The 25,665-nt window shown below is 40.4% G+C and carries 24 protein-coding genes and 1 tRNA gene; 7 read left to right on the top strand and 18 right to left on the bottom strand.

All coding sequences use genetic code 11. From position 1 onward, the window contains the following. Genes CVS91_RS06495 through CVS91_RS06480 form a run of 4 tightly spaced genes read right to left on the bottom strand, consistent with a single transcriptional unit; the run spans position 1 to position 3,476 of the window. Positions 1-540, bottom strand: coding sequence for an oxidoreductase (locus tag CVS91_RS06495; protein WP_103610818.1), 540 nt, complete (start codon positions 538-540; stop codon positions 1-3). A gap of 2 nt (positions 541-542) precedes the next feature. Beyond that, complete coding sequence (locus CVS91_RS06490) at positions 543-2,720, bottom strand: heavy metal translocating P-type ATPase (protein WP_107831111.1); 2,178 nt, start codon at positions 2,718-2,720, stop codon at positions 543-545. Position 2,721: 1 nt separating this feature from the next. After that, a complete protein-coding gene (locus tag CVS91_RS06485) occupies positions 2,722-2,925 on the bottom strand; it encodes a heavy-metal-associated domain-containing protein (RefSeq protein ID WP_004317198.1) in 204 nt (67 codons plus the stop codon). Then, on the bottom strand, positions 2,922-3,476 hold the full coding sequence (locus tag CVS91_RS06480; RefSeq protein WP_107831109.1) for a GNAT family N-acetyltransferase: 555 nt from the start codon (positions 3,474-3,476) through the stop codon (positions 2,922-2,924). Before CVS91_RS06480 ends, CVS91_RS06485 begins: the two co-directional genes overlap by 4 nt. A 151-nt stretch (positions 3,477-3,627) precedes the next feature. On the opposite strand from CVS91_RS06480, the gene CVS91_RS06475 reads away from it, so the two are divergent. From CVS91_RS06475 to CVS91_RS06460, 4 genes are all read left to right on the top strand, one after another. Then, entirely contained in the window at positions 3,628-4,335 is a 708-nt protein-coding gene (locus CVS91_RS06475) for a YebC/PmpR family DNA-binding transcriptional regulator (RefSeq protein WP_009294306.1), read from the top strand. An 11-nt stretch (positions 4,336-4,346) separates the two neighbouring features. Continuing rightward, positions 4,347-4,841: a peptidylprolyl isomerase gene (locus tag CVS91_RS06470; RefSeq protein ID WP_107831107.1), complete on the top strand. Its 495-nt coding sequence runs from the start codon at positions 4,347-4,349 to the stop codon at positions 4,839-4,841. 11 nt (positions 4,842-4,852) lie between these two features. Next, complete coding sequence (locus CVS91_RS06465) at positions 4,853-6,208, top strand: cation:dicarboxylate symporter family transporter (RefSeq protein WP_021084182.1); 1,356 nt, start codon at positions 4,853-4,855, stop codon at positions 6,206-6,208. Positions 6,209-6,372: 164 nt separating this feature from the next. Further along, positions 6,373-7,065 (top strand): aspartate/glutamate racemase family protein, encoded by a 693-nt coding sequence (locus CVS91_RS06460; RefSeq protein WP_009294309.1) that lies wholly within the window; start codon positions 6,373-6,375, stop codon positions 7,063-7,065. A gap of 535 nt (positions 7,066-7,600) precedes the next feature. Here CVS91_RS06460 and pckA read toward each other — a convergent pair. The 7 genes from pckA to CVS91_RS06425 form a co-directional block, all read right to left on the bottom strand. Continuing rightward, positions 7,601-9,175: a phosphoenolpyruvate carboxykinase (ATP) gene (gene pckA, locus CVS91_RS06455; protein ID WP_199906245.1), complete on the bottom strand. Its 1,575-nt coding sequence runs from the start codon at positions 9,173-9,175 to the stop codon at positions 7,601-7,603. 106 nt (positions 9,176-9,281) lie between these two features. Continuing rightward, positions 9,282-11,084 carry a biotin/lipoyl-containing protein gene (locus CVS91_RS06450; protein WP_107831103.1) on the bottom strand — a complete coding sequence of 601 codons (1,803 nt, stop codon included), beginning with the start codon at positions 11,082-11,084 and terminating at the stop codon, positions 9,282-9,284. Between the two features lie 122 nt (positions 11,085-11,206). Beyond that, entirely contained in the window at positions 11,207-12,595 is a 1,389-nt protein-coding gene (locus CVS91_RS06445; protein ID WP_107831101.1) for a TRAP transporter large permease, read from the bottom strand. After that, entirely contained in the window at positions 12,583-13,104 is a 522-nt protein-coding gene (locus CVS91_RS06440) for a TRAP transporter small permease subunit (protein WP_021085810.1), read from the bottom strand. Before CVS91_RS06440 ends, CVS91_RS06445 begins: the two co-directional genes overlap by 13 nt. Continuing rightward, on the bottom strand, positions 13,097-14,449 hold the full coding sequence (locus CVS91_RS06435; RefSeq protein ID WP_107831099.1) for a sodium-dependent transporter: 1,353 nt from the start codon (positions 14,447-14,449) through the stop codon (positions 13,097-13,099). The genes CVS91_RS06440 and CVS91_RS06435 overlap by 8 nt, the downstream gene beginning before the upstream one ends. Next, on the bottom strand, positions 14,449-15,780 hold the full coding sequence (locus CVS91_RS06430; protein ID WP_107831097.1) for a sodium-dependent transporter: 1,332 nt from the start codon (positions 15,778-15,780) through the stop codon (positions 14,449-14,451). Before CVS91_RS06430 ends, CVS91_RS06435 begins: the two co-directional genes overlap by 1 nt. Beyond that, entirely contained in the window at positions 15,780-17,126 is a 1,347-nt protein-coding gene (locus tag CVS91_RS06425) for a sodium-dependent transporter (RefSeq protein ID WP_107831095.1), read from the bottom strand. Before CVS91_RS06425 ends, CVS91_RS06430 begins: the two co-directional genes overlap by 1 nt. Positions 17,127-17,332: 206 nt before the next feature. Here CVS91_RS06425 and CVS91_RS06420 point away from each other — a divergent pair, with 206 nt between their 5' ends. The 3 genes from CVS91_RS06420 (at position 17,333) to CVS91_RS06410 (ending at position 18,692) form a co-directional block, all read left to right on the top strand. Next, complete coding sequence (locus tag CVS91_RS06420) at positions 17,333-17,635, top strand: F0F1 ATP synthase subunit C (RefSeq protein ID WP_004317263.1); 303 nt, start codon at positions 17,333-17,335, stop codon at positions 17,633-17,635. Positions 17,636-17,683: 48 nt separating this feature from the next. Further along, positions 17,684-17,768 (top strand) — tRNA-Leu (locus CVS91_RS06415). Between the two features lie 60 nt (positions 17,769-17,828). Next, positions 17,829-18,692, top strand: a complete 864-nt coding sequence (locus tag CVS91_RS06410; protein ID WP_103576132.1) for a VIT1/CCC1 transporter family protein — start codon at positions 17,829-17,831, stop codon at positions 18,690-18,692. Here CVS91_RS06410 and ribD read toward each other — a convergent pair. The 7 genes from ribD to CVS91_RS06375 are packed head-to-tail and all read right to left on the bottom strand — an operon-like array spanning position 18,689 to position 25,649. After that, the gene (gene ribD / locus CVS91_RS06405; protein WP_107831093.1) at positions 18,689-19,750 is read right to left on the bottom strand and encodes a bifunctional diaminohydroxyphosphoribosylaminopyrimidine deaminase/5-amino-6-(5-phosphoribosylamino)uracil reductase RibD; all 1,062 of its coding nucleotides are present in this window, start codon (positions 19,748-19,750) and stop codon (positions 18,689-18,691) included. The two genes, CVS91_RS06410 and ribD, sit on opposite strands and share 4 nt — an antisense overlap. 15 nt (positions 19,751-19,765) lie before the next feature. Beyond that, positions 19,766-20,317, bottom strand: a complete 552-nt coding sequence (locus tag CVS91_RS06400) for a hypothetical protein (RefSeq protein ID WP_087581118.1) — start codon at positions 20,315-20,317, stop codon at positions 19,766-19,768. An 11-nt stretch (positions 20,318-20,328) separates the two neighbouring features. Continuing rightward, positions 20,329-21,978, bottom strand: a complete 1,650-nt coding sequence (locus CVS91_RS06395; RefSeq protein WP_107831091.1) for a formate--tetrahydrofolate ligase — start codon at positions 21,976-21,978, stop codon at positions 20,329-20,331. 1 nt (position 21,979) lies between these two features. Further along, on the bottom strand, positions 21,980-22,396 hold the full coding sequence (gene rimP, locus CVS91_RS06390) for a ribosome maturation factor RimP (RefSeq protein ID WP_103578884.1): 417 nt from the start codon (positions 22,394-22,396) through the stop codon (positions 21,980-21,982). Next, positions 22,389-22,754 (bottom strand): 30S ribosome-binding factor RbfA, encoded by a 366-nt coding sequence (gene rbfA, locus CVS91_RS06385; protein ID WP_004317240.1) that lies wholly within the window; start codon positions 22,752-22,754, stop codon positions 22,389-22,391. Before rbfA ends, rimP begins: the two co-directional genes overlap by 8 nt. Further along, positions 22,751-25,408 carry a translation initiation factor IF-2 gene (gene infB, locus CVS91_RS06380; protein ID WP_107831089.1) on the bottom strand — a complete coding sequence of 886 codons (2,658 nt, stop codon included), beginning with the start codon at positions 25,406-25,408 and terminating at the stop codon, positions 22,751-22,753. Before infB ends, rbfA begins: the two co-directional genes overlap by 4 nt. Next, positions 25,395-25,649 carry a hypothetical protein gene (locus CVS91_RS06375; protein ID WP_021085774.1) on the bottom strand — a complete coding sequence of 85 codons (255 nt, stop codon included), beginning with the start codon at positions 25,647-25,649 and terminating at the stop codon, positions 25,395-25,397. Before CVS91_RS06375 ends, infB begins: the two co-directional genes overlap by 14 nt. Between the last annotated feature and the right edge of the window lie 16 nt (positions 25,650-25,665).

Here is a 25,665-nt window from a genome sequence, read left to right as displayed (position 1 = left end):
CTAAGCCTTACCGATAATAGTTTTTAAAACCAAACAAAAATCCTCTAAAAAGTATCCCATTGACTTATAGAAGTTACTGCTAGCGTTTTGTTCAAGCTCTTTTGCGAGAAGCTCGGCATAAGGTAAGAAAAACGAGAGGCTAAAAGCAGCAAGAAGCTGCATAGACTCTTTTGTCGCCTCTTTTTTTAAGATATTTGCTATCAAAATGAGCTGATTTGAGATGCTATCAACCTCACCCATTTTCGGCTCAAAATTTATAGCCTTGTAAAATTGTGCCAAATCATCTTTTGCGCTTGAGAAAAAATAGCTTGCTTCAAATTTTGCCTTCAAAATGACAAAATCATCACACAAGGCCGCACTACTCTCATCTTTGATAAATTTAGCGTAAAGCTCATTTCCTTTTATGTTCGCATCGCTCTTTGTCTGCGTTATCCACGCATTTGTCTTTTTGATACGCATAAAAGATGAGACACCCAAGATGCCATTAAAATTTGTAGCAAGTGCAGCCGCTACGACGCTATAAAGCTCTCCAAGTCTCAAATTTAATCCTTAAGCTTCAAATATCTAAGTCTAAGCGCATTTAGCACGACAGTAACCGAGCTTAAGCACATCGCCATCGAGCCATAAACTGGACTTAGAAGCAGTCCAAATACCGGATAGAGCACGCCAGCAGCCACTGGTATGCAAATGGCGTTATACATAAATGCCCAAAACAAATTCTCTTTTATGTTAGCAATAGTCGCATTTGCAAGCTTTACAAGCCCACTCACGCCACGCAAGTCATTTTTTACAAGCACGATATCTCCAGCGCCTTTAGCGATGTCTGAGCCTGAGTTCATAGCGATACCAACGCTTGCTTCTTTAAGCGATGGCGAGTCGTTTATACCATCTCCCACAAAGATCACGCCACCTCGGCTCATGAGCTCTTTTACCTTGTTAAATTTATCCTCAGGCAGCATATTTGCGTAGTATTCGCTCACGTTTAGTTTGCTAGCGATATTTGCCACTACTTTTTTATCGTCACCTGACAGGATCACACTTTGTAAATTTAGCCTTGAAAGCTCGTTTATAACGCCATTTGCTTCATTTTTTAGCTCATCACTTAGTGTTAAAAAGCCGCTAAATTTTTGATTTATCACGCAAAGTATGACGCCGCTTCCATCATTTGTAGCCTCTTTTATCGCTTTACTATCAGCTTCATTTAGCAAGATATCGTTTGCTGCGAGCAGTTTTTCGTTGCCTATTATTATCTTATTGCTCTCGTCTTCATAGACGATGCCTTGACCAACTACGTTTTGAAATTTACCATTTAGCTTTTGTAAATTTATGCAATTTTGTTTTGCATATCTTACGATCGCCTTTGAGATCGGATGCTCGCTTAAATTTTCAGCAGATGCCACTAGCTCTAACTCTTTTTCGCTCAAATTTGAGCTTTTAACGCTGATTAACCCCTTACTTAGCGTGCCAGTTTTATCAAATGCTACAAATTTAGCATCTTTTATCAGCTCTAAAACTTCTGGGTTTTTAACCAAAATTCCAGCTTTTGCGCCGCGTGCAAGGGAGCTTACAATGGCTATTGGCGTAGCAAGTCCCAGTGCGCATGGGCATGAGATGATAAGCACGCAGATCGCGCAAGAGATCGCATAGGCGAAATTTCCACTAAAAATTATCCATATCAAAAATGTAAGAACTGAGATCGCCACGACGCTTGGCACAAAGATGTTTGCTATCTTATCAGCCAGCCGTCCGATAGGCATCTTTTTGGAGCTAGCGTCGCTTAGTAGGCTTAAAATTTGAGATAGTAAGCTCTCGTAAGAACTCTTTGTCACTTTGACGCTTATGTAGCCATTTGTGTTTAGAGTGCCAGCAAATACGCTATCGCCTACCTCTTTATAAACAGGCAAGCTCTCTCCTGTAAGCATAGAAGCATCTATCTCAGCGCCTCCTTGGACTATCACGCCATCACTTGGGATGTTGTAGCCATTTTTTACGATGACGATGTCGCCTACTTTTAGCTCATTTACATTTACCTCTTTGCTCTGTCCATCTGGCATGACCAAAAAGGCGGTCTTTGGTGAAATTTTAAGTAGCGTCTTTAGGTAGTCGCCTGCCTTTGCCTTTGAGCGCTCTTCAAGATACTTGCCAAGCAAAACAAAGGCTATTATCATCGCTGCGCCCGAGACATAGACGTTTTTTAGATCATCTGGGATGAAATTTGAAAAGATCACAACAAAAAGCGAGTATAAAAACGCACTGCCGCTTCCAAGAGCTACAAGCACGTTCATATCGTAGTTTTTGTTTTTAACAGCCTCTATGGCGTGAGCAAAGAAGTCTTTGCCACTAAAAGCTAGCACCAAAAACGCTAAAACTAGCATGAGTAAATTTACTAGCAAGTTATGAGGCGCGAACATCTCAAGCGCCATTATCACGATGCTTGTGATAAATGCAAATATAAATTTATTTCTTATCGAGGTTATATGCTCGTCTCTTTTGGCTTCAAATTCATCAATATTTGTCGCCACAAAGTAGCCAAGCTTCTTTATCTTTTGCTCTAAAACTTCACGCACGCTAGCGTCTTTTAGGACAAACTCACCGCTTGCGTTTGCGAAATTTACATTTGCTTCAAGCACCCCATCTATCTTTTTAGAAACCTTCTCGATAGCGTTTGAGCAATTTACGCAGCTCATTCCCGCTATATTTAGCTTGACTTTTAAAGGCATATCAAAGCTCCTTTATAACGTCAAATCCCAGATCAGCCATTTCTGATTTAAATTTCTCTACATCGCCATCTTTTATATCAAGGCTTACTTGTCTTGGCTCTTTGCTAAGATCGACTTTTATCTCGCCAAAGTCATCCTCAAGTGCGTTTTTTATAGTATTTGCGCAGTTTTGGCAATGCACGTTATTTACCTCAAATGTTTTCATATTATCTCCTTTATCATGTGGTCGTATTCGTGTAAATTTATGATCTTTTTGGTGTTAAATTTAAAGCCAAGGCTCTCGTAAAATTTACGAACTTTTGGCTTTTTTATATCAACTATAAGCGAGACCTTTTTATGTCCTAGCTCTTTTGCTTTGGCAAATGAGTGCAAGATAAGCTCTTTTGCAAGACCTTGGCCTCTAAATTTCTCATCCACAGCGATGCTATCTATATAAAACTCATCGTCAAAGCACTCTTTTTCTACTTTGGCGTCTTTGCCAAGCGCCTTTAGATGCTGAGAAATTTCTCTATCAAGCAGCCACGCGTCGCCACCAAAATAAGCACACATCGCAGCGATGATCACGTCGTCACGCCTATAGACATAAACATTTTTATAGCTAAGTCTGTTTGTCTCGCTTTGAAAAAATTTCTCTAAAATTTCATCGCTTTTTGCAGGATCGTCGTAGCCACTTAGCTTGTAGGCGATATCCTCCATCGCTAAATTTAGTAGTTTTATGCAGATTTTTGCATCTTGTTTTTGAGCATTTTTTATCATGAGTATGATTATATGCCTTTAGCTTAAATTTTTACCAAATATTATTTTCAAATTTGCAAATCAGGCGCTTTAGCAGGCAAACTAAAAATGTTTTAAAAAAGTATAAAATTTTTTTAGTTATAATCCGTAAAAAATTTATTTAAGGATATTTATGGGACGAGCATTTGAGTACCGAAGAGCAGCAAAAGAAGCTAGATGGGATAAGATGAGCAAGGTATTTCCAAAACTTGCAAAGGCTATAACAGTAGCGGCAAAAGATGGCGGATGTGATCCGGATATGAACCCAAAACTTCGTGCAGCCATCGCAGCAGCAAAAGCTGAAAATATGCCAAAAGATAACATCGATGCGGCTATAAAAAGAGCAAATGGCAAAGATAGCGCTGATATTAAGACTATCTTTTATGACGGCAAAGCAGCTCACGGCGTGCAAATCATCGTTGAGTGCGCTACTGACAACCCAACAAGAACAGTTGCAAATGTAAAAGCGATATTTAGCAAAAATGGCGGAGAAATTTTACCAAGTGGCAGCCTTAGCTTTATGTTTACAAGAAAGAGCGTTTTTGAGCTTGAAAAACCAAGTGCAGATATCGAAGAGATCGAGCTTGAGCTCATTGATTATGGACTAAGCGACATTGAAGAAGATGAAAACGCACTATTTGTTTATGGCGATTACGCAAATTTTGGCACACTTCATGAAGGCATAGAGAAGCTAAATTTAGTAGTTAAAAAAGCTTCACTTCAGTACTTACCAAATCAAACCGTAAGCCTAAATGAAGAGCAAATGCTTGAGGTTGAGAGGCTTCTTGACAAGCTAGAAGACGACGATGATGTCCAAGCAGTTTATACAAATATCGAGTAAAAAGGAGCAACATGCGTTTTGATGAGTTAAAAGTTTATGATATAAATTTAGACGAGCTAAAAAAAGATAAATTTGCGGTTTTAAAGACAGAAAAAGGCGATATCAAACTTGAGCTTTTTGCGGAGGATGCACCGCAAGCTGTTGCAAATTTTGTCCATTTGATAAAGTCAGGCTTTTATAATGGCCTAAATTTTCACAGAGTTATACCAAATTTCGTCATCCAAGGCGGCTGCCCAAATGGCACAGGCACAGGTGGTCCTGGCTGGAGGATAAAATGCGAATGCGACAACCAAAAGGTAAAGCACGAGCGTGGTAGCCTTAGCATGGCTCATGCGGGCCGTGACACTGGCGGATCGCAGTTTTTCATCTGCCACAGCAAGCAACCTCATCTTGACGGCGTGCATACAGTCTTTGGAAAGTGCGCTGATGACGAGAGCTTAAAGGTGCTTGATGCTATCAGACAAGGCGACAAGATCCTCTCAGCAGAGATCAAAGAGAGCCTATAAAAGGGGAATTTATGGAGAGTGCAAAAACGCAAAAAAGTCTCTTTGTGAGGCTATTTACCAATCTCGCCATTTGGGTTGTGATAGGTATAGTTGGCGGTGTTATCGTCGGTATGGTGGCACCTGAGCTTGGCATAGCGAGCAAGCCAGGCATTGATTATTTTATAAAAGCCCTTAAAATTTTAATCGGCCCTATCATCTTTTTAACGATCGTTTCAGGCATCGTCGGACTTGAGAGCCTAAAAGATCTTGGCACCATCGGGCTTAAGGCATTTATCTACTTTGAGATAGTTAGCACGCTTGCTCTTGCTGTTGGTATCATCTTTGGCGAGACGCTTCGTCCAGGACATGGCATGAACCTTGACTACACCCAGCTTGATGCCTCAAGTGTGGCTAAATTTACATCTCAAGCTGGAAATATGGACGCAAATAGTGGCTTTTTAGCACACACGCTTCATCTTTTAAGAGGCGCTGTGCCAGTAGATGACATCTTCCCTTACGTGCACATACTTGATCCATTTATAAAGTCAAACACACTTCAAGTGCTTTTCATGGCTATAGTCGTTGCCATCGTGCTTTCGTTGCTAGCGCATGATAAAAAGCAAGCTTGTCTAAAACCGCTTGAATTTATCCAGCACTACGTCTTAAAGCTACTTACTTGGCTTATGCTATTTAGCCCAGTGGCTGCCTTTTCGGCGATGGCTTATTTGATAGGTAAATTTGGCATCGGAACACTTCTTGGTATGATGGAGCTTCTTGTTGTTATGGCACTTGCGAGCTGCTTTTTCATCTTTGTCGTGCTTGGCGTCATTTGCTACTTTGCCAAAGTCAATGTCTTTAAATTTATGCGCTTTATCTCAAAAGAGGTCTTGGTCGTTTTTGCGACAAGCTCGAGCGAAACAGCTCTTGCACCACTTATGCAAAAGCTAGAAGCAGCTGGTATAAATAGAGGCGCAGTTGGCCTTATCATACCAACTGGCTACTCATTTAACCTTGACTGCACCAACATCTATCTAAGCTTAAGCGTTATCTTCTTAGCGCAAGCCTTTAATATCCCACTAAGTTTTGAGCACCTAATAAGCATTTTAATCGTGCTAATGATCACAAGCAAAGGCGCTGTTGGCGTTACAGGATCAGGCTTTGTCGTCCTTGCTGGCACACTAAGCGCACTTCCAAGCACTGGCATACCAGTCGTAACCGTGGCTGTGCTACTTGGCGTTGATAAATTTATGTCAGAGATGCGTGCTGTTGGTAACCTTTGCGGTAATGCCGTTGGCTGCATGATCGTATCTATCTGGGATAAAAAGGTCGATATGGAGAAATTTAGATACGCGCTAGACCATCCAGACGAATTTCACTTCCACTCATAATAGAATTTTTAAGGGGCAAATCGCCCCTTTTTATCTTAAAATTTACTTCAAAACTTAAAGTGCTTATCCCCTATTTTTACAATACCCAATGAAAATTTAGAAATTTTATTTTTAAATATAGAAACTAATATTATAATTATTGAAAATTTTAATTTGGAGGAGTTATGAAGACATTAGGCATCATAGGCGGCATGGGACCACTTGCCACGGCTGATTTATACAAGAAGATCATCGATATAACCCCAGCAACTTGCGATCAAGAGCACCTACACATTGTTATCGACTCATACGCTCAGATAGAAGATAGGACAAAATTTATCATGGGCGAGGGAGAAAGTCCGCTTCCAAAGCTAATTCAAAGTGCTAAACTTTTAAAAAATGCAGGATGCGAAGCTATGCTAATGGCTTGCAACACGGCTCACTACTTTGCCCCAAGCATTGAAAAAGAGGCTGGAGTGAAAATTTTGCACATTGCAAAAGTTACAGTAGATGCCTTGCAAAAAAAATATCCGCACGCTAAAAATATCGCTGTCATCGCAACAAGTGGCACAAAAAAGGCTGGCGTTTATGATCAAATTTTAAAAGAGCGCGGGCTAAAAAGCGTGGATTTTAGCAAAGAGACGCAAGATGTCATCATGGAGTGCATCTACAAAGGTGTCAAAGCTGGCAAACTAGAAGAGTATGTGCCAGTGTTTTATGAAGTGCTTTCAAACATTGAAGCTGACGTTTATATCGCAGGCTGCACCGAGATACCGATGTTTTTACCATTTATCAGCAGCGAGTATAAATTTATAGATGCGACATTTGAGCTGGCAAAAGCTGGCGTAGAATTTGGACTAGAAAAGAGAGTGTTTTGATTAAATTTAGCCAGATACCTGGCTAAATTTTCGTTTTAACTGCAACTTACACTAAATACAACAGCGACTTTTTATAGTAGAAATTTGAGATCAAATTTAGCTGGAGTGTTATGGCCAAATTTTAGTTCTAACTGCAAAGATCGTTTGTATTAAATTTTTTTGATATCTGATGGGTGATTTTTAGAGCTTAATAAGTGTGGTTTTATAGCGAGAAGCTTTAGAAAGTCTAGTGAAATTTAGTATTTTGATTTAAATTTAGCTGGAGTGTTCTGGCTAAATTTTAGCTCTAGCTACAAAGATCGTTTGTATTAAAATTTCTGATGTCAGGCGATTAAATTTTTCAGGCTTATAAAGAGTGGCTTTTGGTTAGAAATTTTAGAAAGTCTATTTAAATTTGGCCGAGCTATTTCGCAAAATGTTTTAAATTTTATATTAGAAATTTAAAAAAGAGCTATATTTTATAGTTCTAAAATTTTTACTATTTGATAGTTTAAATTTAAAAAGCCTTGCAGGCAAGTTCCCGCAAGGCTATAAATTAAGCTGTTGGGCCAGCTTTGGCGTACTCAACACCCTCTTTTACATCTTCGTAGCGTTTGAAATTTTCAACAAACATCTTTGCAAGCTTGTCGCGTGAAATATTGTACTCAGCTGGGTGTGTCCATGTATTTATTGGATTTAGCAGTTTTGTCTCTACACCATCAAGCTCTTTTGGAATGGCGAAGTTAAATTTATCAAAATTTTCAAACTCGCACTTTGTGATGCTACCATCAAGGATCGCATTTATGCAAGCGCGTGTTGCTTTTATGCTCATACGCTTGCCAACGCCGTAAGCACCACCGCTCCAGCCTGTATTTACAAGATAGACATTAACACCGTGCTTATCGATCTTCTCGCCAAGCAGTTTTGCATAGACAGTTGGGTGAAGTGGCATAAATGGCTCGCCAAAGCAAGCGCTAAAAGTAGCGATAGGCTCAGTTATACCGCGCTCCGTGCCAGCAACTTTTGCTGTGTAGCCACTTAAGAAATAATACATCGCCTGCTCTTTTGTGAGCTTCGCAACTGGAGGAAGCACGCCAAAAGCGTCAGCACTTAAAAAGATAATGTTTTTTGGATGGCCAGCGCTTGAGCTTGGCTCGTAGTTGTCGATGTGATAGATCGGATAGCTCACGCGTGTGTTTTCAGTCTTTGAGCCATCCTTATAATCAACCACGCCGTTTTCGTCAGCCACTACGTTTTCAAGTAGCGCATCACGCCTGATCGCTGCGTAAATTTCTGGCTCGCTGCTTGGATCAAGGTTGATACATTTTGCGTAGCAGCCACCTTCGAAGTTAAACACACCATCATCATCCCAGCCGTGCTCGTCATCGCCAATTAGTTTGCGTTTTGGATCGGTTGAAAGTGTCGTTTTACCAGTGCCAGATAGGCCGAAAAATAGCGCCGTATCGCCCTTTTCGCCTACGTTTGCAGAGCAGTGCATGCTTAGTTTGCCCTCAAGTGGCAACCAGTAGTTCATCATAGAAAAAATGCCCTTTTTCATCTCGCCACCATACCACGTGCCACCGATCACCGCGACATTTTCCTCAACGTTAAATATGACAAAAACCTCTGAATGTAGCCCATCAGCCTTGTAGTCCTCATTTTTTGTTTTGCAAGCGTTATATACTACAAAGTCAGGCTCAAATTTAGCCAGCTCTGCTTCACTTGGGCGGATGAACATATTTTTTACAAAGTGCGCTTGCCACGCCACTTCAGTGACGAAGCGGACTGATTTTTGGCTCTTTTTGCTAGCTCCACAAAATGCATCTTGGATAAAAATTTCTTTACCACTTAGCTGATCTTTTGCTTTTTTAAGAAGCTTGTCAAATAGCTCTTTTGTGATAGGCTGATTTATCTTGCCCCAAGCGATGTATTTTTGGCTTGGATCTTGCTTGACAAAGTACTTATCTTTTGGGCTTCTACCTGTAAAAATGCCGGTATCAACCATAAATGTGCCGTTACTTGAGACTCTGCCCTCGTTGTTTGCCTTTTCAAGCTCAAAAAGCTCGTCGTAGCTTAGATTATGATTTATCTTTTTGATCTCTTTTAGACCTAGCTCGTCTAGTTTATTTATCATGTTGTTTCCTTTTAAATTTTCGTTTCTTTATAAATTCTGACCTAAAAGTCATCAAAATGTTAATCAAATTTCGCTTAACACTATCTTTTTAAAAGTGGCAAATTTATTTAAATCTAGCCACCACTTGATTGTTCGCGACACTTTGACCTTTGCTAACCTCGATAGAGCCTATGATGCCGTCTTTTGGGGCTTTGACCTCTATCTCCATCTTCATCGCTTCAAGCACGACTATGGCCTGACCTTTTTTGACATGATCTCCTACGCTTACTAAAATTTTATGCACAGCGCCTGGCAAGCTTGCGACGATGTCATTTTCTGTTGCGTCTGCTACTGCACTTTTGGCATTTTTTACGCTCTTGCCTTCAACTTCGGTGATTGATTTTACTTGGATGCTATCGTTAAAGCCTTCGCTTACTTCGACATTGTAGCGGCTACCATTTACGACGACGCTATATCTGCCACTTTGAGTTTGTCTGCCCTCATTTGCTTTGGCATTTGGATCTACTTTTCTTACATTTACTTTAGCTTCGCCTTTTAAGAATGCGATGCCTTTTTCTTTACAAGCTGCTGCTATAAAGACGTTTTCTTCGGTAACCTTGATCTTATTTTGTTTTAAAATTTCTTTTACGTGCGCAAGTGACTTGCTCTCATCTTTATCAGCTATATCAACTGCGTGTTTTGTGGTTGGTTTTAGCCCTAGTTGCTCGCTAGCAAGCTTAATGATCTCTTTATCAGGCGTAACTGGGGTCTTGCCAAAGTAGCCAAGCACCATTTTGCCGTACCCCTCAGCGATCTTTTTCCACTTGCCAAACATCACGTTGTTAAATGCTTGTTGGAAGTAAAACTGGCTAACAGGGGTCACTGAAGTGCCGTATCCGCCCTTTTGCACCACCTCGCGCATAGCAAGGATGACCTCTGGGAATTTATCTAAGATGTTGTTATCTCTCATCATCTGGGTATTTGCAGTGAGCGCGCCACCAGGCATCGGTGAAAATGGTATGAGCGGGCTTACTTGCACAGCTTCAGGCGGCAAGAAATACTCTTTTAAACAATCATTCAAAACGCTTTCGTATTTTAAAATTTTCTCCACATCAAGGCCGCCAAGATCGTAGTTTTTGCCTTTTACTGCGTGAAGCATGGTTAGGATATCTGGCTGACTTGTACCACCACTTACTGGGCTTGCGGCTAGGTCTATACCATCGACACCAGCTTCAAGCGCTGCAAGATAGCAAGCGACACTTACGCCTGCAGTTTCATGCGTGTGAAGTCTGATGTGAGTTTTTTCTGGCAAGAGTTTTCTAGCCATTTTTATAGTTTCATAGACCTTTTGTGGGCTACTTGTGCCACTTGCGTCTTTAAAGCAAACGCTGTGATAAGGGATATTTGCATCTAAAATTTCTCTTAAAATTTTCTCATAAAATTTAACGTCATGAGCTCCCACACAGCCACTAGGTAAGTCCATCATAGTAACGACAACTTCGTGTTTTAGCCCGTGATGAGCGATCCTCTCGCCTGAATATTTTAAATTTTCAACATCATTTAGTGCGTCAAAATTTCTAATAGTAGTAGTTCCGTGTTTTTTGAAAAGTTTTGCGTGAAGGTCGATCAGCTCGCGGCTACCGGTGTCAAGTGTGACGGTATTTACGCCCCTGCTTAGGGTTTGAAGGTTTGCTTTTGGTCCTACGATGCTTCTAAATTTATCCATCATCGCAAAAGCGTCTTCATTTAGGTAAAAATAAAGGCTTTGAAATCTCGCTCCTCCGCCAAATTCAAAATGCTCCATGCCAGCCTCTTTGGCTGCTTCAAGCGCGGGCAAAAAGTCGTTCATAAGCACTCTAGCGCCATAAACTGACTGAAAGCCATCTCTAAAGGTCGTATCCATAACATCGATAAATTTCTTTGCCATATTTCACCTCATTAAATTTATAAATTTACTAAAAAGCGGTCATAAAAAATGGCTAAGTTGGGCAGAAACTCAAATTAGCCATTTTGCTTGTTTTTGGTATTTTACAACCAAAAACTTTTATATCATTTAAAAAGCGAGAGTAAGAAGTTAAATAATCCGCCGTGGCTCGCATCTAGCATCGGCTTTATCTCCATTAAAAATACGCAGAAAAAGATTAAAACTGCCATTTGAATGATGATATAAGGCACTACACCTTTATAAATAGCAGCTGTTTTTATCTCAGCAGGTGCGACTGATCTTAAGAAAAATAGACTAAAACCAAATGGCGGCGTCAAGAATGAAGTTTGTAAATTCATAGCAACTAAGATCGCTAGATAGACTGGGTTTATGCCTAGTTTTGCGGCGATTGGCACCAAGATAGGAAGCACGATATATGAAATTTCAACAAAATCTATAAAAAAGCCAAGCACAAAAATAACAGCCATACTAAAGATGACAAAGCCCCACTTCTCGCCTGGTAAATTTGTCATGAAATTTTCAACTATCTCATCGCCTCCAGTGTAGCTAAAAACCATAGAAAAGGCAGTCGCACCAACAAGTATAGCAAAGACTAGAGCTGTAGTTTTTACGCTCTCAGCCAAAGCCTCTTTCATCATAGAAAATGAAAATGTCCTATAAAATATTGCCAAGATGATAGCGCCAACGCAGCCAAATGCTGAACTTTCAGTTGGTGTAGCGATACCTGCAAAAATAGATCCTAGCACACAAATAACTAGCAAAAGTGGCGGAAAGATCGCAATTAACGCTCTAACGATCTGCTTAAATTTACTAACGCCGCTTTCATCTTTTACGATAGGAGCGACCTCTGGCTTAAGATAAGCAGCTATCAAAATATAAACTATATAAACCCCAACTAGCGTGAATCCTGGCACAATGGCTTGGTGAAAAAGCTCGCCAACTGGCACTGAGAAGATGTCGCCCAAGATGATAAGCACGATAGAAGGTGGGATGATCTGACCAAGCGTACCAGCAGCGCATATCGTACCACATCCTAGGGATTGGTCGTATTTATACTTTAGCATTACAGGCAAGCTTATAACGCCCATAGCAACGACGCTAGCTCCTACGACGCCAGTAGATGCTGCAAGAAGCGCTCCAACTAAGATAGTGCTTATCGCGATACCGCCTCTGATTTCTCCAAAGAGCATACCCATACTCTCAAGTAATCTCTCAGCTAGCTTTGACTTTTGAAGCACGACACCCATAAAAACAAAGAGTGGAACTGCTATGAAAATTCTACTCTCCATGATAGAGAAAATCCTATAAGGCATGAAGTTAAACATATCTTTAAATACTTCTATACTGCCAAGTAGTCCATCGCCATCGCTAAGGCTCTCTACGACGCTGCCAACCATGCCAAATATCATCGCAACCGCGCCAAAGGTAAATGCCACTGGAAAGCCAATGCCAAGCATCAATAGCGCGGCTATAAACATTATTAATCCCGCCATATTTTCTCCTTACTAGCTTTCTTATAGCGATTTAAATTTTTTATAAAAAAGCCGATCGCAAAAAATACAAGCACATAAAATGAAAAAGGGATCATTGCTTTTATGATCCATCTATGGGTAAGACCGCCTGGATCTGCGCTGGCCTCTGCCGAGCTGTAAGCATCTCCTACAAATCCAAATGATAAATTTGAAACCAAAAGCGCAAATGGTATGATAAAAAATACAGTGCCAAGCATATTTACAAGGGCTTTATTTCTTTCTGAAAATTTAGCATAAAAGATATCAACTCTAACATGTGCGTCCTCTTTTAGAGCATAGCTCATGCCAAGTAGAAATATCACAGCAAAAAAGTGCCACTCAAGCTCCTGAAAAGCAACGTTGCCGTAAGAGAAAAAGTATCTTGCCACAACGTTAAAAAATACGTCTATTATCATCAAAGCCATAATAAACATACAAATATAGCCGACTATATCACCAGCTTTGTCAAAAAATCTCTCAATCTTATCCATTAAAAACCTTTAATAGTTCATTTATCATGATAATGAGCACACAAACTGGTGCTACATATCTTAGTAAAAAATACCATGTATTAAATACAAAATCACTCATATATGGGCTAAATAGCACATAAAGCGCATCTCTTTTCATAAAATATCCAACAAATATCGCTCCACCGATACCGCTAATTGGTAGCAAGATATTTGAAGCAGTAAAGTCAAGGAAGTCAAAGAAATTTTTACCAAATATCATAAATTTATCGCCAACATTTTCTATATTTGATAAAAGACATAAAAATCCCACCATGAAAATCCCAGCTCCAACTATGCAAAGCGCTTTTTTTCTGCTCATGCCATACTCTCTGATCAAGAAAAATACAAATGGCTCAACGATAGAGATCGCTGAAGTGATACCAGCAAAGATAAGCGCAGCAAAAAATGCCACCGCTAAAATTTGACCTATCACACCAAGCTTAGCAAAGAGCGTTGGTAGCGAGATAAAGACAAGACCTGGTCCTTGAGATGGAGTAGCGCCAAATTCAAATATAAAGGTAAAGATAACAAGACCTATCATAATAGCAAGCGCGATGTTTATAAAGACGATACTTAGCGTTGAAGTGGCTAAATTTGTATCATCGCTTAGGCTAGCTGAATAGGTAATGATCGCTGCCATGCCAAGAGATAGCGTCCAAAATGCAAGTCCAAGAGCTAGCAAGAGCGAGTTAAATGAAATTTTACTAAAGTCAGGGATGAGCAAAAACTCGGCTGATTTAGAAAAGCCATCCATCGTCATAGAAAATATAAGCATGATCAAAACCATGATAAATAGGCTTGGCATCATCCAAACATTTAGCTTTTCTATGCCGCTTTTTACGCCTTTTGAAAGGATGTAAAAGCAAGCTGCAAATGCTATAACAAAATATAGCGTCTGCTCGCCAAGACCATGCGTCAAAAGATCGTTAAATATCACTTTTGAGCTATCTATATCACTTGGCAAGCCAGAAAAAGATAGGACAAAATACTTAAAGACCCAGCCGATTATCACGATGTAATATGATGAGATGATAGCTGCTGTGACCATGGCTAAAATTCCAACCAGTTGCCATAAATTTTTATTTTTAGCTGCTAGCTTTCTAAAAGCATTGACGCTGTCGCTCTCGCTAAGCTTGCCGATACTAAGCTCTGCCATAAAGATAGGCACGCCGACTAGAAAAGTTATCAAAAGATATAGGATAATAAACGCCGAACCGCCGTTTTCACCAACCATGTATGGAAATTTCCATGCATTGCCAAGTCCGACAGCCGATCCAGCGACTGCTAGGACATAGCCTATTTTAGAAAATTGTTCTTTTGCCATTATGAGATCTCCCTTATTAACACCACTAAGACTAAAATAGGTGCTACAAACCTTATTAAAAAATACCAAATTTTAAATATAACCTTGCCCATATAAGGCACAAATAGCTCTTTTAAAAGCTCAAATTTCATAAAGTAGCCAACAAAGATAGCAAACAAGATGCCACCAAGCGGGAGCATGATGTTTGAGCTGAGATAATCAAGCAGGTCAAAAAAGCTCTTACCAAAAAATGTAAGTGCATCTTTAAATTCGTTTGTGCCACTTAATGCGCATAAAATTCCTAAAATATAAACCACGCAAGCGACGATTAGGATCGATTTGTTTCTACTAAATTTTAGGCTTTTGCTTAAGAAAAATATAAATGGTTCAACCATCGATATAACCGAGGTGATGCCAGCAAAAAATAACGATATAAAAAATGTAAATGCCAAGAAATTTCCAAGCAAGCCAAGCTTAGCAAATAGCGTTGGTAGCGATATGAAAGCAAGCCCTGCGCCTTTTGATGGCTCTGAGCCAAACTCAAATGTAAATGTAAAGACGATAAGGCCGATGATGACGCTTATTATGATATTTGCAAAGACGACATAGAGCGATGAGGTAAATAAATTTGTATCATCGCTTAGACTTGATGAGTAAGTAAGTATGCAGCCAATGCCAACACACATCGTAAAAAAAGCAAGTCCAAGAGCGTTTAAAACAGCTGCTTGATCTATCTTTGAAAAGTCAGGCACTAGTAGAAATTTAGCCGCTTTATCAAAGCCCTCCATACCAAAAGAGTAGCCAAGCATAAGCAAAAGCAGAATAAAAAGAGCTGGTATGAGATAGACATTTATGCGCTCGATACCGCTTTTTACGCCTTTTGTAAGGATGAAAAAGTAGGCAAAAAATGCGATACTAAAGTATAAAATTTGTTCATTTATGCCATTTGAAGTGAAATTTACAAAAAGCGTCTCTGAGCTTGCCATATCTTTAGGTAGCTCGCCAAAGCTTAAAATGACGTATTTTAGCACCCAGCCAATGATGAGCGTGTAAAACGAAGCGATAAATAGCCCAGTCACCATGATAACACCGGCAAATTTCCAAGAGCTTGCCCCTTTTGTGGCTAGACTTTTAAACGCTCCAACCGTATCAAGACGTGAAATTTTACCCATCGCCATCTCAGCAAAAAATATGCTAAGACCAACAGCAAAGGCAAAAAATAGATATATAAGGATAAATGCCGAACCGCCGTTGCTGCCGACCATGTATGGAAATTTCCACGCATTACCAAGGCCGATAGCCGCTCCAATTATCGATAAGACAAAGCCAATTTTACTAAATCTCTCTGCCATTATTTACCTGCCATCTGGTAGATCATTATCGCACAAATGGCAACTGGCACAACATATCTTAAGAAAAAGTACCAAATTTCAAAAAATGCTCTTCCCATAAAATCGCCAAAGAGCAGATACAAACTCTCTTTTTTAAGTTTATAGCCAACAAAAAAGCTAAATACGATAGCGCCTATTGGCATCATAATATTTGATGTGAGAAAGTCAAGCGCGTCAAAAAATGGCTTGCCACAAACGCTAAAAGCACTTGATGTGTCTGAATAATATGAAAGTATGCAAAAGATGCCTAGGATATAGACAAAGGCACCAATGTAAAGAAGCGCCATCTTTCTTGAAATTTCAAATTTCCTAACCAAATAATAGGCAAAAGGCTCGATCATCGAAACTGCGCTCGTAATGCCAGCAAACAATAGCGATACGAAAAATGCGACCGCCATGACATTGCCAACGACGCCAAGCTTTGCAAAAAGTGTGACAAGCGAGATAAAGATAAGGCCTGGGCCACTTGCCGTGCTATCAGCCCCATAAGCAAATATAAAGGTAAAAACAACAAACCCCATCATAATGCCTATTAAGATGTTTATAAAGATGATAGAGAGCGTTGATTTTATTAAATTTGTCTTCTCTGGTAAATTTGCAGCGTATGTCGGTATGACGCCAACGCCCATAGATAGCGAGAAAAACGCAAGGCCTAGAGCCTGCAAGACAACATCTGGTGTGATCGCACTAAAATTTGGTACAAATAAAAATTTAGCCGCCTTCACAAAGCCATCACCCATACTAAGCGCGTAAAAAAGCATACAAACTAGCAAGACAAAAAGGCTTGGCATCATCCATATATTTAGCTTTTCGATGCCACTTTTTACGCCTTTTGAAACGGCAAAAAAGACCATCAAAAAGACTAAGCTAAAACAAAGCACGGCACTGCTTAGATCATTTGATAAAAGCGTGTTAAACTGCTCGCCTGCAGCTTTTGTATCAGATAAAAGTGGCGAAAAACTAAGATAGATATACTTTAAAATCCAGCCAATAACAACCATATAAAATGAAGCTATAAGTATCGCTCCGATCATGAAAAAGCCAGAGAGTGACCAAGCTTTTTTATGCTTTGGAGCAAGCTTGTAAAGAGAGCTTACGATGTCGCTTTCGCCAAGTTTGCCGATGCTAAGCTCGGCCAAAAATGCCACAAATGCGATAGCAAATGTAAGAAGCAAATATAAAATTATAAATGCTGAACCGCCGTTATTTCCCACCATCGTAGGAAATTTCCAAGCATTGCCAAGACCCACAGCAGAACCAGCCATCGCAAGGACAAAGCCTATCTTTGAAAATTTCTCGTTTATCATTGAAAACCTAAGATTAAGAATAAATTAAATTCTTTCAAAGATAGCATAAAAAAACTTTCATTTTTCTAAGCCAAGAATTTTTTATAGGCAATTTAAATTTTTAGTGTTTTTATTTGAAACAAAGTTTTGTTTTTGTAATATTACGGCTCATGAAGTTCAAGTAGGGGACAGATCCGAAAGAGCTTTAAAATTTTAAAGGAGCAACGATGAAAAAGATCGTGTTTTTAATTCTTGGTCTTGCTGCATTCGCATTTGGCGCTGATGGCGAGATGATCAGATCATATTCAGTTATCGCTGGCGGTATCGGCCTTGGCCTTGCAGCTCTTGGCGGTGCTATAGGTATGGGTAACACAGCTGCTGCAACTATCAGCGGAACAGCTAGAAACCCAGGTGTTGGTAGCAAACTTATGACTACAATGTTTATCGCTCTTGCGATGATCGAAGCACAAGTTATCTACGCACTTGTTATTACACTTATCGTTCTTTACGCAAACCCAATGCTTGGCTAAGCGTAAAGCTTAAATTTAGCCCCTCTTTTGGGGCTTTTGTTCTTTTTTGCGATCATGGTGGAATTGGTAGACACGCTATCTTGAGGGGGTAGTGCCGCTAGGTGTGCGAGTTCGAGTCTCGCTGATCGCACCATCTTATCTCTCTTTCTAAATCAAAATCTTAAATTTCTAAGCTATAAAAAAGGAAAATTTTATGTTAGACAAAAAACGTGCTTTAAAACAATTACAAAACGAAGCAGACGACGCCGCTATATACTCACTTCTTGAAGCTAGCGAAAAAGACGATGAGAATAAAAAAATACTTCGCAAATTAATCACCGAAGAGAGGCGCCACTATGCTTTTTGTCAAAAGATAACTGGCGAGAGCAGAAGCGCAAATTTATTCAAAGTCATCTTTTATACGATACTTGTTAAAATTTTTGGTACCTCTTTTACTCTGAAATTTATGGAGTCACGCGAAGAAAATGCAGAGAAATTTTATCTTGACATCGTAGATGAATATCCTGAAGCTCGTGATATTTACGAAGAGGAGATGAACCACGAAAATAGTCTAATCTCCATGCTAAAAGACACAAAGCTCGTAAATGCTGGTGGCATCGTGCTTGGCATGAATGATGCGTTAGTTGAGCTAACAGGCACACTTAGCGGTATCGCGCTTGCATTTTCAAATACAAAATCAGTTGGCGCAACAGGCCTTATCATGGGCGTGGCAGCTGCACTTTCTATGGCTGGCTCAGCGTATCTCGAGTCAAAAGAAAATCCAAGCGACGAGATCAAACCGCTTACCTACTCGCTCTACACAGGCGGCTCATATATCATAACAACGGCATTTTTGATACTTCCATTTTTCATCTTTACAAGCGGTCTTTACGCCGTCTTGTCGATGTTTTTCTTTGCGCTAGTTGCCATCATCACTTACAACTTTTATATAAGCGTGGCAAAGGAGCTTAAATTTTTGCCAAGAGTGATTGAGATGTGTGTGATAACTTTTGGCGTTGCGATCATATCTTTTGGCATCGGCTTTTTAGTCAAACACTATTTTGGACTAGATATTTAATCCAAAATTTCATACCAAGTGTAGTTATCCTCTCCAAAATTTCCACTAAAAAGTGGTTTTAAATTTAGATCAAGACTCAAATTTTCACCAATTTTGAAATTTGAGCTTTGATAGATAAGTAGCCATTTTACATTTGCTAGCTTGCCCTCTTTTGCGAGCTTTAAAAACTCGCCAGCTCCTTCAAACATGCAAAGTCCTTTTAGATCAAGCTCTTTTTGGATGCTTACTTTTCTATCTGGCACGCTAAAAAGTGGTATCGTCTCATCAAATTTATCACTTCTTGAGTAGATTATGACGTCTGGGTTTTTGCCATTTTTTACAAGTCTGGTATCGAGCATTGGTCGGTCTGTCCGCACTGTGTTGCCACCGATCACCAACGTATCTATGACGCTTCTTAGTTTATGCACATGGGCGCGGCTAAGCTCATTTGTGATGATACCGCCACTTGCCACGCCGTTTTTACTAATGGCGATTTTTAAAAAGCTAAATCCACCATTTTGATATGCCAAAAACGGCTCAAGAAGCTTATCGCAGCGCTCTTTTAAAACGCCAAATTTAACTTTCACTCCAGTGCTTTTAAGTAAATTCCCACCGCCACTTGCTATTTTATTTTCATCGTGGCTGCCAATTATGACCTCGCTAAAACCAAGCTCTTTTAGCAAATTTGCACAAGGTGGCGTTTTGCCGTGATGCGAGCAAGGCTCAAGTGTGACATAGGCTTTTGCATTTTTTAATAAATTTGAGTGGTAATTTAGTATAAATTCGTAGCTGAATTTTGGCTCTAAAAGGCCAAATTCGCCCTCTTTTATCTTAGAGATAAATTTAGCGTTATACGCTTTTATAAAATCATCTTTAAATTTTTCACTTTTTTTGCAAAGTGCAAAGAGTATCGCTGTCGGTTCAGCGTGTAAATATCCAGCTTTTTCATGAGCCTTACAAGATAAAATTTGCCCATTTTCATCAAGGACAAGGCATCCAACGGCTGGATTTGGGTAGGTCAGGATCTGAAATTTCCAAGCCTCGCTTAAAGCAAGACCCATGTAAAATTCATCGTTCATCTTAGCAGACTATATTTATTTTCCTATATCTTTTATCTCATCAACAAGTGTTTTTGAGATCAAGTCGATATCGGTCGGCTCATCCTGTGCATCCCACCTAAATGCAGCAATCTCCGCCAAAACAGCCATCTCTTTGAAATAGCTATATTTTGTCGTAGAGACTGGTATAGCATAAGAGACCAATAGCCTATCTGCGTTATCATAAATTTTCACGCTGTAGCTAAAGTGAGGCTTGTTTAACGCCTTGCCACCCCAGTTAAACCATCTTTCATAATCCATTTGTATTTTTATCTTAAAGCTATTTTCGTCTCCTAAAATGCCCTGCTTTTTTAGATGTTTGTTTATAAATTCCACAAATTCATCACGAAGTTCGCTTTCATTTTTATAGTTAGGGTTGTACTCGTATCTAGTTGGCTGATTTGTCAATGTCAGGTTAAAATCACTAACAATGTATTTAGCCACGCCTTTTTGTATCGGCGTTGGCTCAACATTATATTTATATCTTCCCGCGCATCCAACAAAGAAAGCACCTAAAACTATTAAAAATAGTATTTTTACAAATTTCATATTTTCTAAATTTACGACAAGCCGTCGATCTTGCCCTCTGCGTCTATCCTCATATTGACCGCAGCTGGCACTTTTGGAAGTCCTGGCATTAGCATGATCTTACCGCAAACCGCGACGATAAAGCCAGCTCCCGTTCTAATGTCAAGGTCTTTTACACTAAAAGTAAAGCCCTTTGCTCTACCCAAAAGCTTCGCATCGTCGCTAAATGAATACTGAGTTTTTGCGATACAAACTGGCAAATGGCTTAAATTTAGCTCTTTTATCATCTCGAGCTTTTTAAGAGCAGCCTCTTCAAAGACCACCTCGCTAGCTCCATAAATTTCTTTAGCGACCTTTTCGATTTTAGTTTTTATATCATCGCTCATCTCGTAGGTGAAATTTATCTTGCTTGGCTTATCGCACGCTTTTAAAACTAGCTCGGCAAGCTCAAGCGCACCTTTACCGCCTTTTAAGAAATTCTCACAAACTGCCACTTCTACGCCAAGCTTTTGGCAGTACTCTTTTACAAAATTTATCTCTTCATCAGTGTCAAAGCCAAATTTATTAAGCGCCACAACTACGTTTTGACCAAATTTGACTTTTAAATTTTCGATGTGTCCGCCAAGATTTTCGATACCTTTTTTAAGGGCGTTCATATCTGGTTTTGTGATCTCGTCTTTGTTTGCTTCGCCGTTATATTTTAGCGATCTGATCGTGCTTACAAGCACCACAGCGCTTGGTTTGATGTCAGCGATCCTGCACTTTATATCTAAAAATTTCTCCGCGCCAAGCTCCGAGCCAAAGCCAGCTTCAGTGATGACGTAGTCGGCTAAATTTAGAGCTGTTTTTGTTGCGATGACCGAGTTGCAACCGTGTGCGATGTTTGCAAATGGGCCACCATGCACGAGCGTAGGTGTGTGCTCAAGTGTTTGAAATAAATTTGGCTTGATCGCATCTTTTAAGAGTATGCAAACAGCGTCCTCGCAGCCTAGATCACGCACGTAGATAGGCTTTTTATCGCTATCATAGGCGACCATGATGTTTGCCACGCGCTCTTTTAGATCAGAAAGGCTTGTGGCTAGACAAAGCACAGCCATGATCTCGCTTGCAGCGGTGATGTTAAAGCCATCTTCTCTTGGCACGCCGTCCGTTCTGCCGCCCTGCCCAACGGTGACAAATCTTAACGCGCGGTCATTCATATCCATGCAGCGCTTCCATAAAATTTTCTCTATTTTTAGTGGGTTTTCTTGATAGAGGCTATTGTCTATCATGGCAGAAATGAGGTTATTTGCCGATGTTATCGCGTGAAAATCGCCAGTAAAGTGTAAATTTAGATCCTCCATCGGCGCAAGCTGCGAGTAGCCGCCACCTGCTGCTCCACCCTTTATGCCAAAAACTGGCCCAAGAGATGGCTCGCGAAGTGCTAGGCAGACCTTTTTATTAAGTAAATTTAGTGCGTCAGCAAGACCTATTGACATAGTCGTTTTGCCCTCGCCGTATGGGGTTGGATTAGTCGCGGTGACTAAGATGAGTTTTGAGTTTGATGGCTCAAGCCTAGGGGAAATTTTAGCCTTAAATTTGCCGTAAAGCTCAAGATCGTCTTCGTTTAAGCCTACTTTTGCGGCAACTTTACTGATGTGTTCAAGTTTCGTTTGGTGAGTTATCTCGATGTCGCTTAGCATTTTACCACTCCAAATATGTTTTTGCTTTTTTTATCTCACTAATGTTGATCTCAAAAATTCCCTCTTCATTTTCTACTGCGATGCTCTCTTCGTCTGCTTTTACAAGCCTTCCTGCAAATTTCTCAGCCTCGGTTTGAACTTTTACAAGCTCGCCGATGCTTGATTTAAAATGAGATGGCTTACTAAGCTTTCTCTCAAGGCCAGGCGAGCTAACCTCAAGGTTATAATCCCCGCTAACTGGCGGTGTCACGTCAAAGATAGGCGAGAGCAGACGGCTCACTTTTTCGCAGTCATCAAGGCTCACTCCGCCATTTTTTGTGATATAAACTCTAAAAATAGCCCTGCCATTTTCATTTGCGATCTCGCTGTCGTAAAGCTCTACGCCGCATTCGCGTACTAGTTTGTCTAAATTATCCATTTTTGTTTAAATCCTTTGAAATTTTATCAAACAACTTATCCATATGGTTTTGATACTCTAATCTATCGTCAAATTTAAAGTGAAAATTTGGACATCTATACCAGCCCTCAGCCGCCATGCAGTGGTTTTGCAAGTGTCTGCAGACGCGCTTTAAATGCCCCAAAATATACTCTTGCTCGCGCTCGTCAAACATCATCTTGTCAAGATAGACAAAGGCGTCGTATCTGCCCTTTTTGCACTCGACGTCAGTGACGCAAAGCCCCTTTAAAATGCTATCTTCAAGAGTGGCTAAAGCCTCTGGTATGAGCTCTTTTAGCACGCTCTCTGTTCTCATACGCTTTATTTCGTTAGCGTTCATAGAGTAGCTTTCTCCTTGACTTCTTTGAAGCTTTCGATGTAGTCATTTTCTCTGATGTCGTTGAAATTTTCGATACCAACGCCACACTCGTAGCCTTTAGCAACTTCTTTAACGTCATCTTTAAAGCGTTTTAGTGAGCTTACCGAGCCCTCATAAACGACCACACCTTCTCTAATAAGGCGAATTTTTGCCCCTCTGTTTATCGTACCCTCAGTGACGATACATCCAGCGATTGCGCCTACTTTTGGCACATGGATCACTTGGCGAACCTGAGCTTGACCAAGCTGCTCTTCTCTGATGATTGGCGACATTAGTCCGCCCAAAATCGCCTTCACATCGTCGATTAGGTTATAAATAACGTTGTAAGTTTTTATCTCGACGCCACTCTCTTTTGCCTTCTCTTTGATCTCGCCAGTTGGTCTGATATTAAAGCCAAGGATGATACAGTCGTTGCTTGCGCTTGCAAGCGCAACGTCGCTTTGCGTGATACCGCCAACGCCTGAGTGGATCACATTTACTCTGATCTCGTCATTTGCTAGTTTTTCTAGGCTCGCTTTTAGCGCCTCGAGTGATCCGCCAACGTCAGCTTTGATGATGACTGGAAGTGTCTTTAGCTCGCCCTCAGCGATCTTAGCGCTAAGCTCATCGATACTAACTTTCGTGCTCTTGCTAAGCTCTTTTTGACGGATATATTCAGCCTTTTTCTGTGCGTATTCGCGAGCCTCTTTATCAGTTTTTACGCCTATTAATGTCTCGCCAGCCTCTGCTATCTCGCTAAGGCCTACTATCACGCCACATTCGCCTGGTTTTATCTCTTTTAATGGCCTACCCTGATCATCAAGCAAGCTTCTTATCTTACCGTATGCAACGCCAGCTACGACAGTGTCTCCGACATGAAGCGTGCCGTTTTCAACGATGATGGTAGCTACTGGACCACGGCCTTTTTGAAGTGAGCTCTCGATGACAGTAGCCTTTGCGTTTGCCTTTGGATTTGCCTTTAGCTCCAAAAGATCAGCCTGCAAAAGCACGATCTCAAGTAGATCATCTATGCCCATGCCTGTTTTTGCAGAGATCGGCACAAATTCATACTTGCCACCCCACTCTGTTGGCATGATGTCAAGCTCAGCAAGACCGGTTTTTACTAGATCAGGATTTGCTGACTCTTTATCCATTTTATTTATTGCGATGATTATTGGCACGCCAGCGGCTTTTGCGTGGCTAACCGCCTCTTTTGTCTGTGGTTTTACGCCGTCATCTGCTGCAACAACGATGATAACTATATCAGTTACGCCAGCGCCCCTTGCACGCATAGCCGTAAATGCCTCGTGGCCTGGAGTGTCGATAAATGTAATGTTTTTGCCGTTTTTATTTACCATATAAGCACCAACGTGCTGAGTGATGCCACCAGCCTCGCCTGCTGCTACACGAGACTTTCTTATGTAGTCAAGTAGCGAGGTTTTGCCGTGGTCAACGTGACCCATGATGGTTATGACTGGTGCTCTTGGCTGGAGATTTTCATCGTCTTTTATCTCCTCTTCGTAGGCTGCTACGTAGTCAAATTCTTTTTGATCGTCGATGATATTTACCTCGACATTGAACTCATCAGCCAAAATTTCTATCGCATCTTCGTCCAAAAAGTCGTTTTTAGTCGTCATCATACCAAGCATAAATAGCTTGCCTATGACCTCGCTAGGCTGTTTGTTTAGCTTTTCAGCAAATTCGTAAACGCGAATTTCTTTTGGGATATTTATCGAAGTTACAGCTTCGCTGTTTTGTTTATTTTCAGGCTTTTTGTGTTTTTTTCTAGCTCTTCTTTGTATGCCGCCTTCGCCAAATGAATTTATCGTGTTATTGACGGTTGTTTTCATCGCATTTGGCTGTTTTGTCCTTTGCATAGGAGCTGGCGCTGGTGTTTTGAAGCTGAAATCAGGCAACACCACCACATCTTCATCTTCAAGCACGATGTCGCCAAAGTCGCTTCCGCCAAGCAAGTCCATCTTCTCGGCACTATCTTTTTTGCTTACAACTGTTATCTTTTTCTCTTTTTTCTTTTTTCTAGCCAAATTTTCATCGCTAGCAGAGAACATACTCTTAAAATCGCTAATGTTAGTAACAGCCGCCTCAGCCTTTTTCTCCTCTTTCACTGGAGCTGGCGCCTCGAAATCTTTTTTCTTTTTAACTATCACAAGGCCGCGTCTTTTTTGAGTCACATCAGCCAAACTCTCTTTTGGTTTTGGCGCCTCAGCTGGCTTTTGCTCAACCTTTACAAGCTCTTCTTTTTTAGGCTCAGTTTTAGGCTTTTCTTCTGAAATTTGCACCTCTTTTTTAGGCTCAGTCTTTGCCTTTTCGGGTTTTGGCACAGACTTAGCAGCTGCCTTTTTAGGTTCAGTTTTAGGCTTTTCTTCTTTTTTTGCTGGCTCTTTTTCTGCCTCTTTTTTAGGCTCTTTTTTTGCTTTTGGCTCGCTCTTTTTCTTTTTAAATTTATCTGGTATTACGCCAGTTTGAACGTATTCATATATTGCTTCAGCCTCTTCAAGGCTCACAGCATTTGAGTGAGTTTTGACCTTTAGGCCTAGTTCTTGAGCTTTTTCGACTATCTCTTTACTTGGGTAGCCAAGCTCATTTGCGATCTCTGAAATCCTAACATTGCTCATTTAAGAGTATCTCCTTTAACTTCGGTGCGTCAAGTCCGAGGGCACCTTTAGTTTGTTTATCAATTATTTTTTTTAAAATTTTGTCGTCTTTTTGCAAACAGCCATCACACAGATAGAAACTGCGGCCATTTCCTTTGCCGCACTCTAAATTCTTGCCTACCAAGCGGTATCTTTTTAGCAAGTTTTGAGAAAATTTGACTTTGCAAGCGACACATGTCCTTACTGGATTATTTTTATTCATTATACCTTTTTAAACT

It is taken from the genome of Campylobacter concisus, from assembly GCF_003048985.1.
GTDB classification, from domain to species: domain Bacteria; phylum Campylobacterota; class Campylobacteria; order Campylobacterales; family Campylobacteraceae; genus Campylobacter_A; species Campylobacter_A concisus_AY.
The sequence above is the reverse complement of the archived record's forward strand: the minus strand, read 5'-3'. Positions and strand labels throughout refer to the sequence as shown.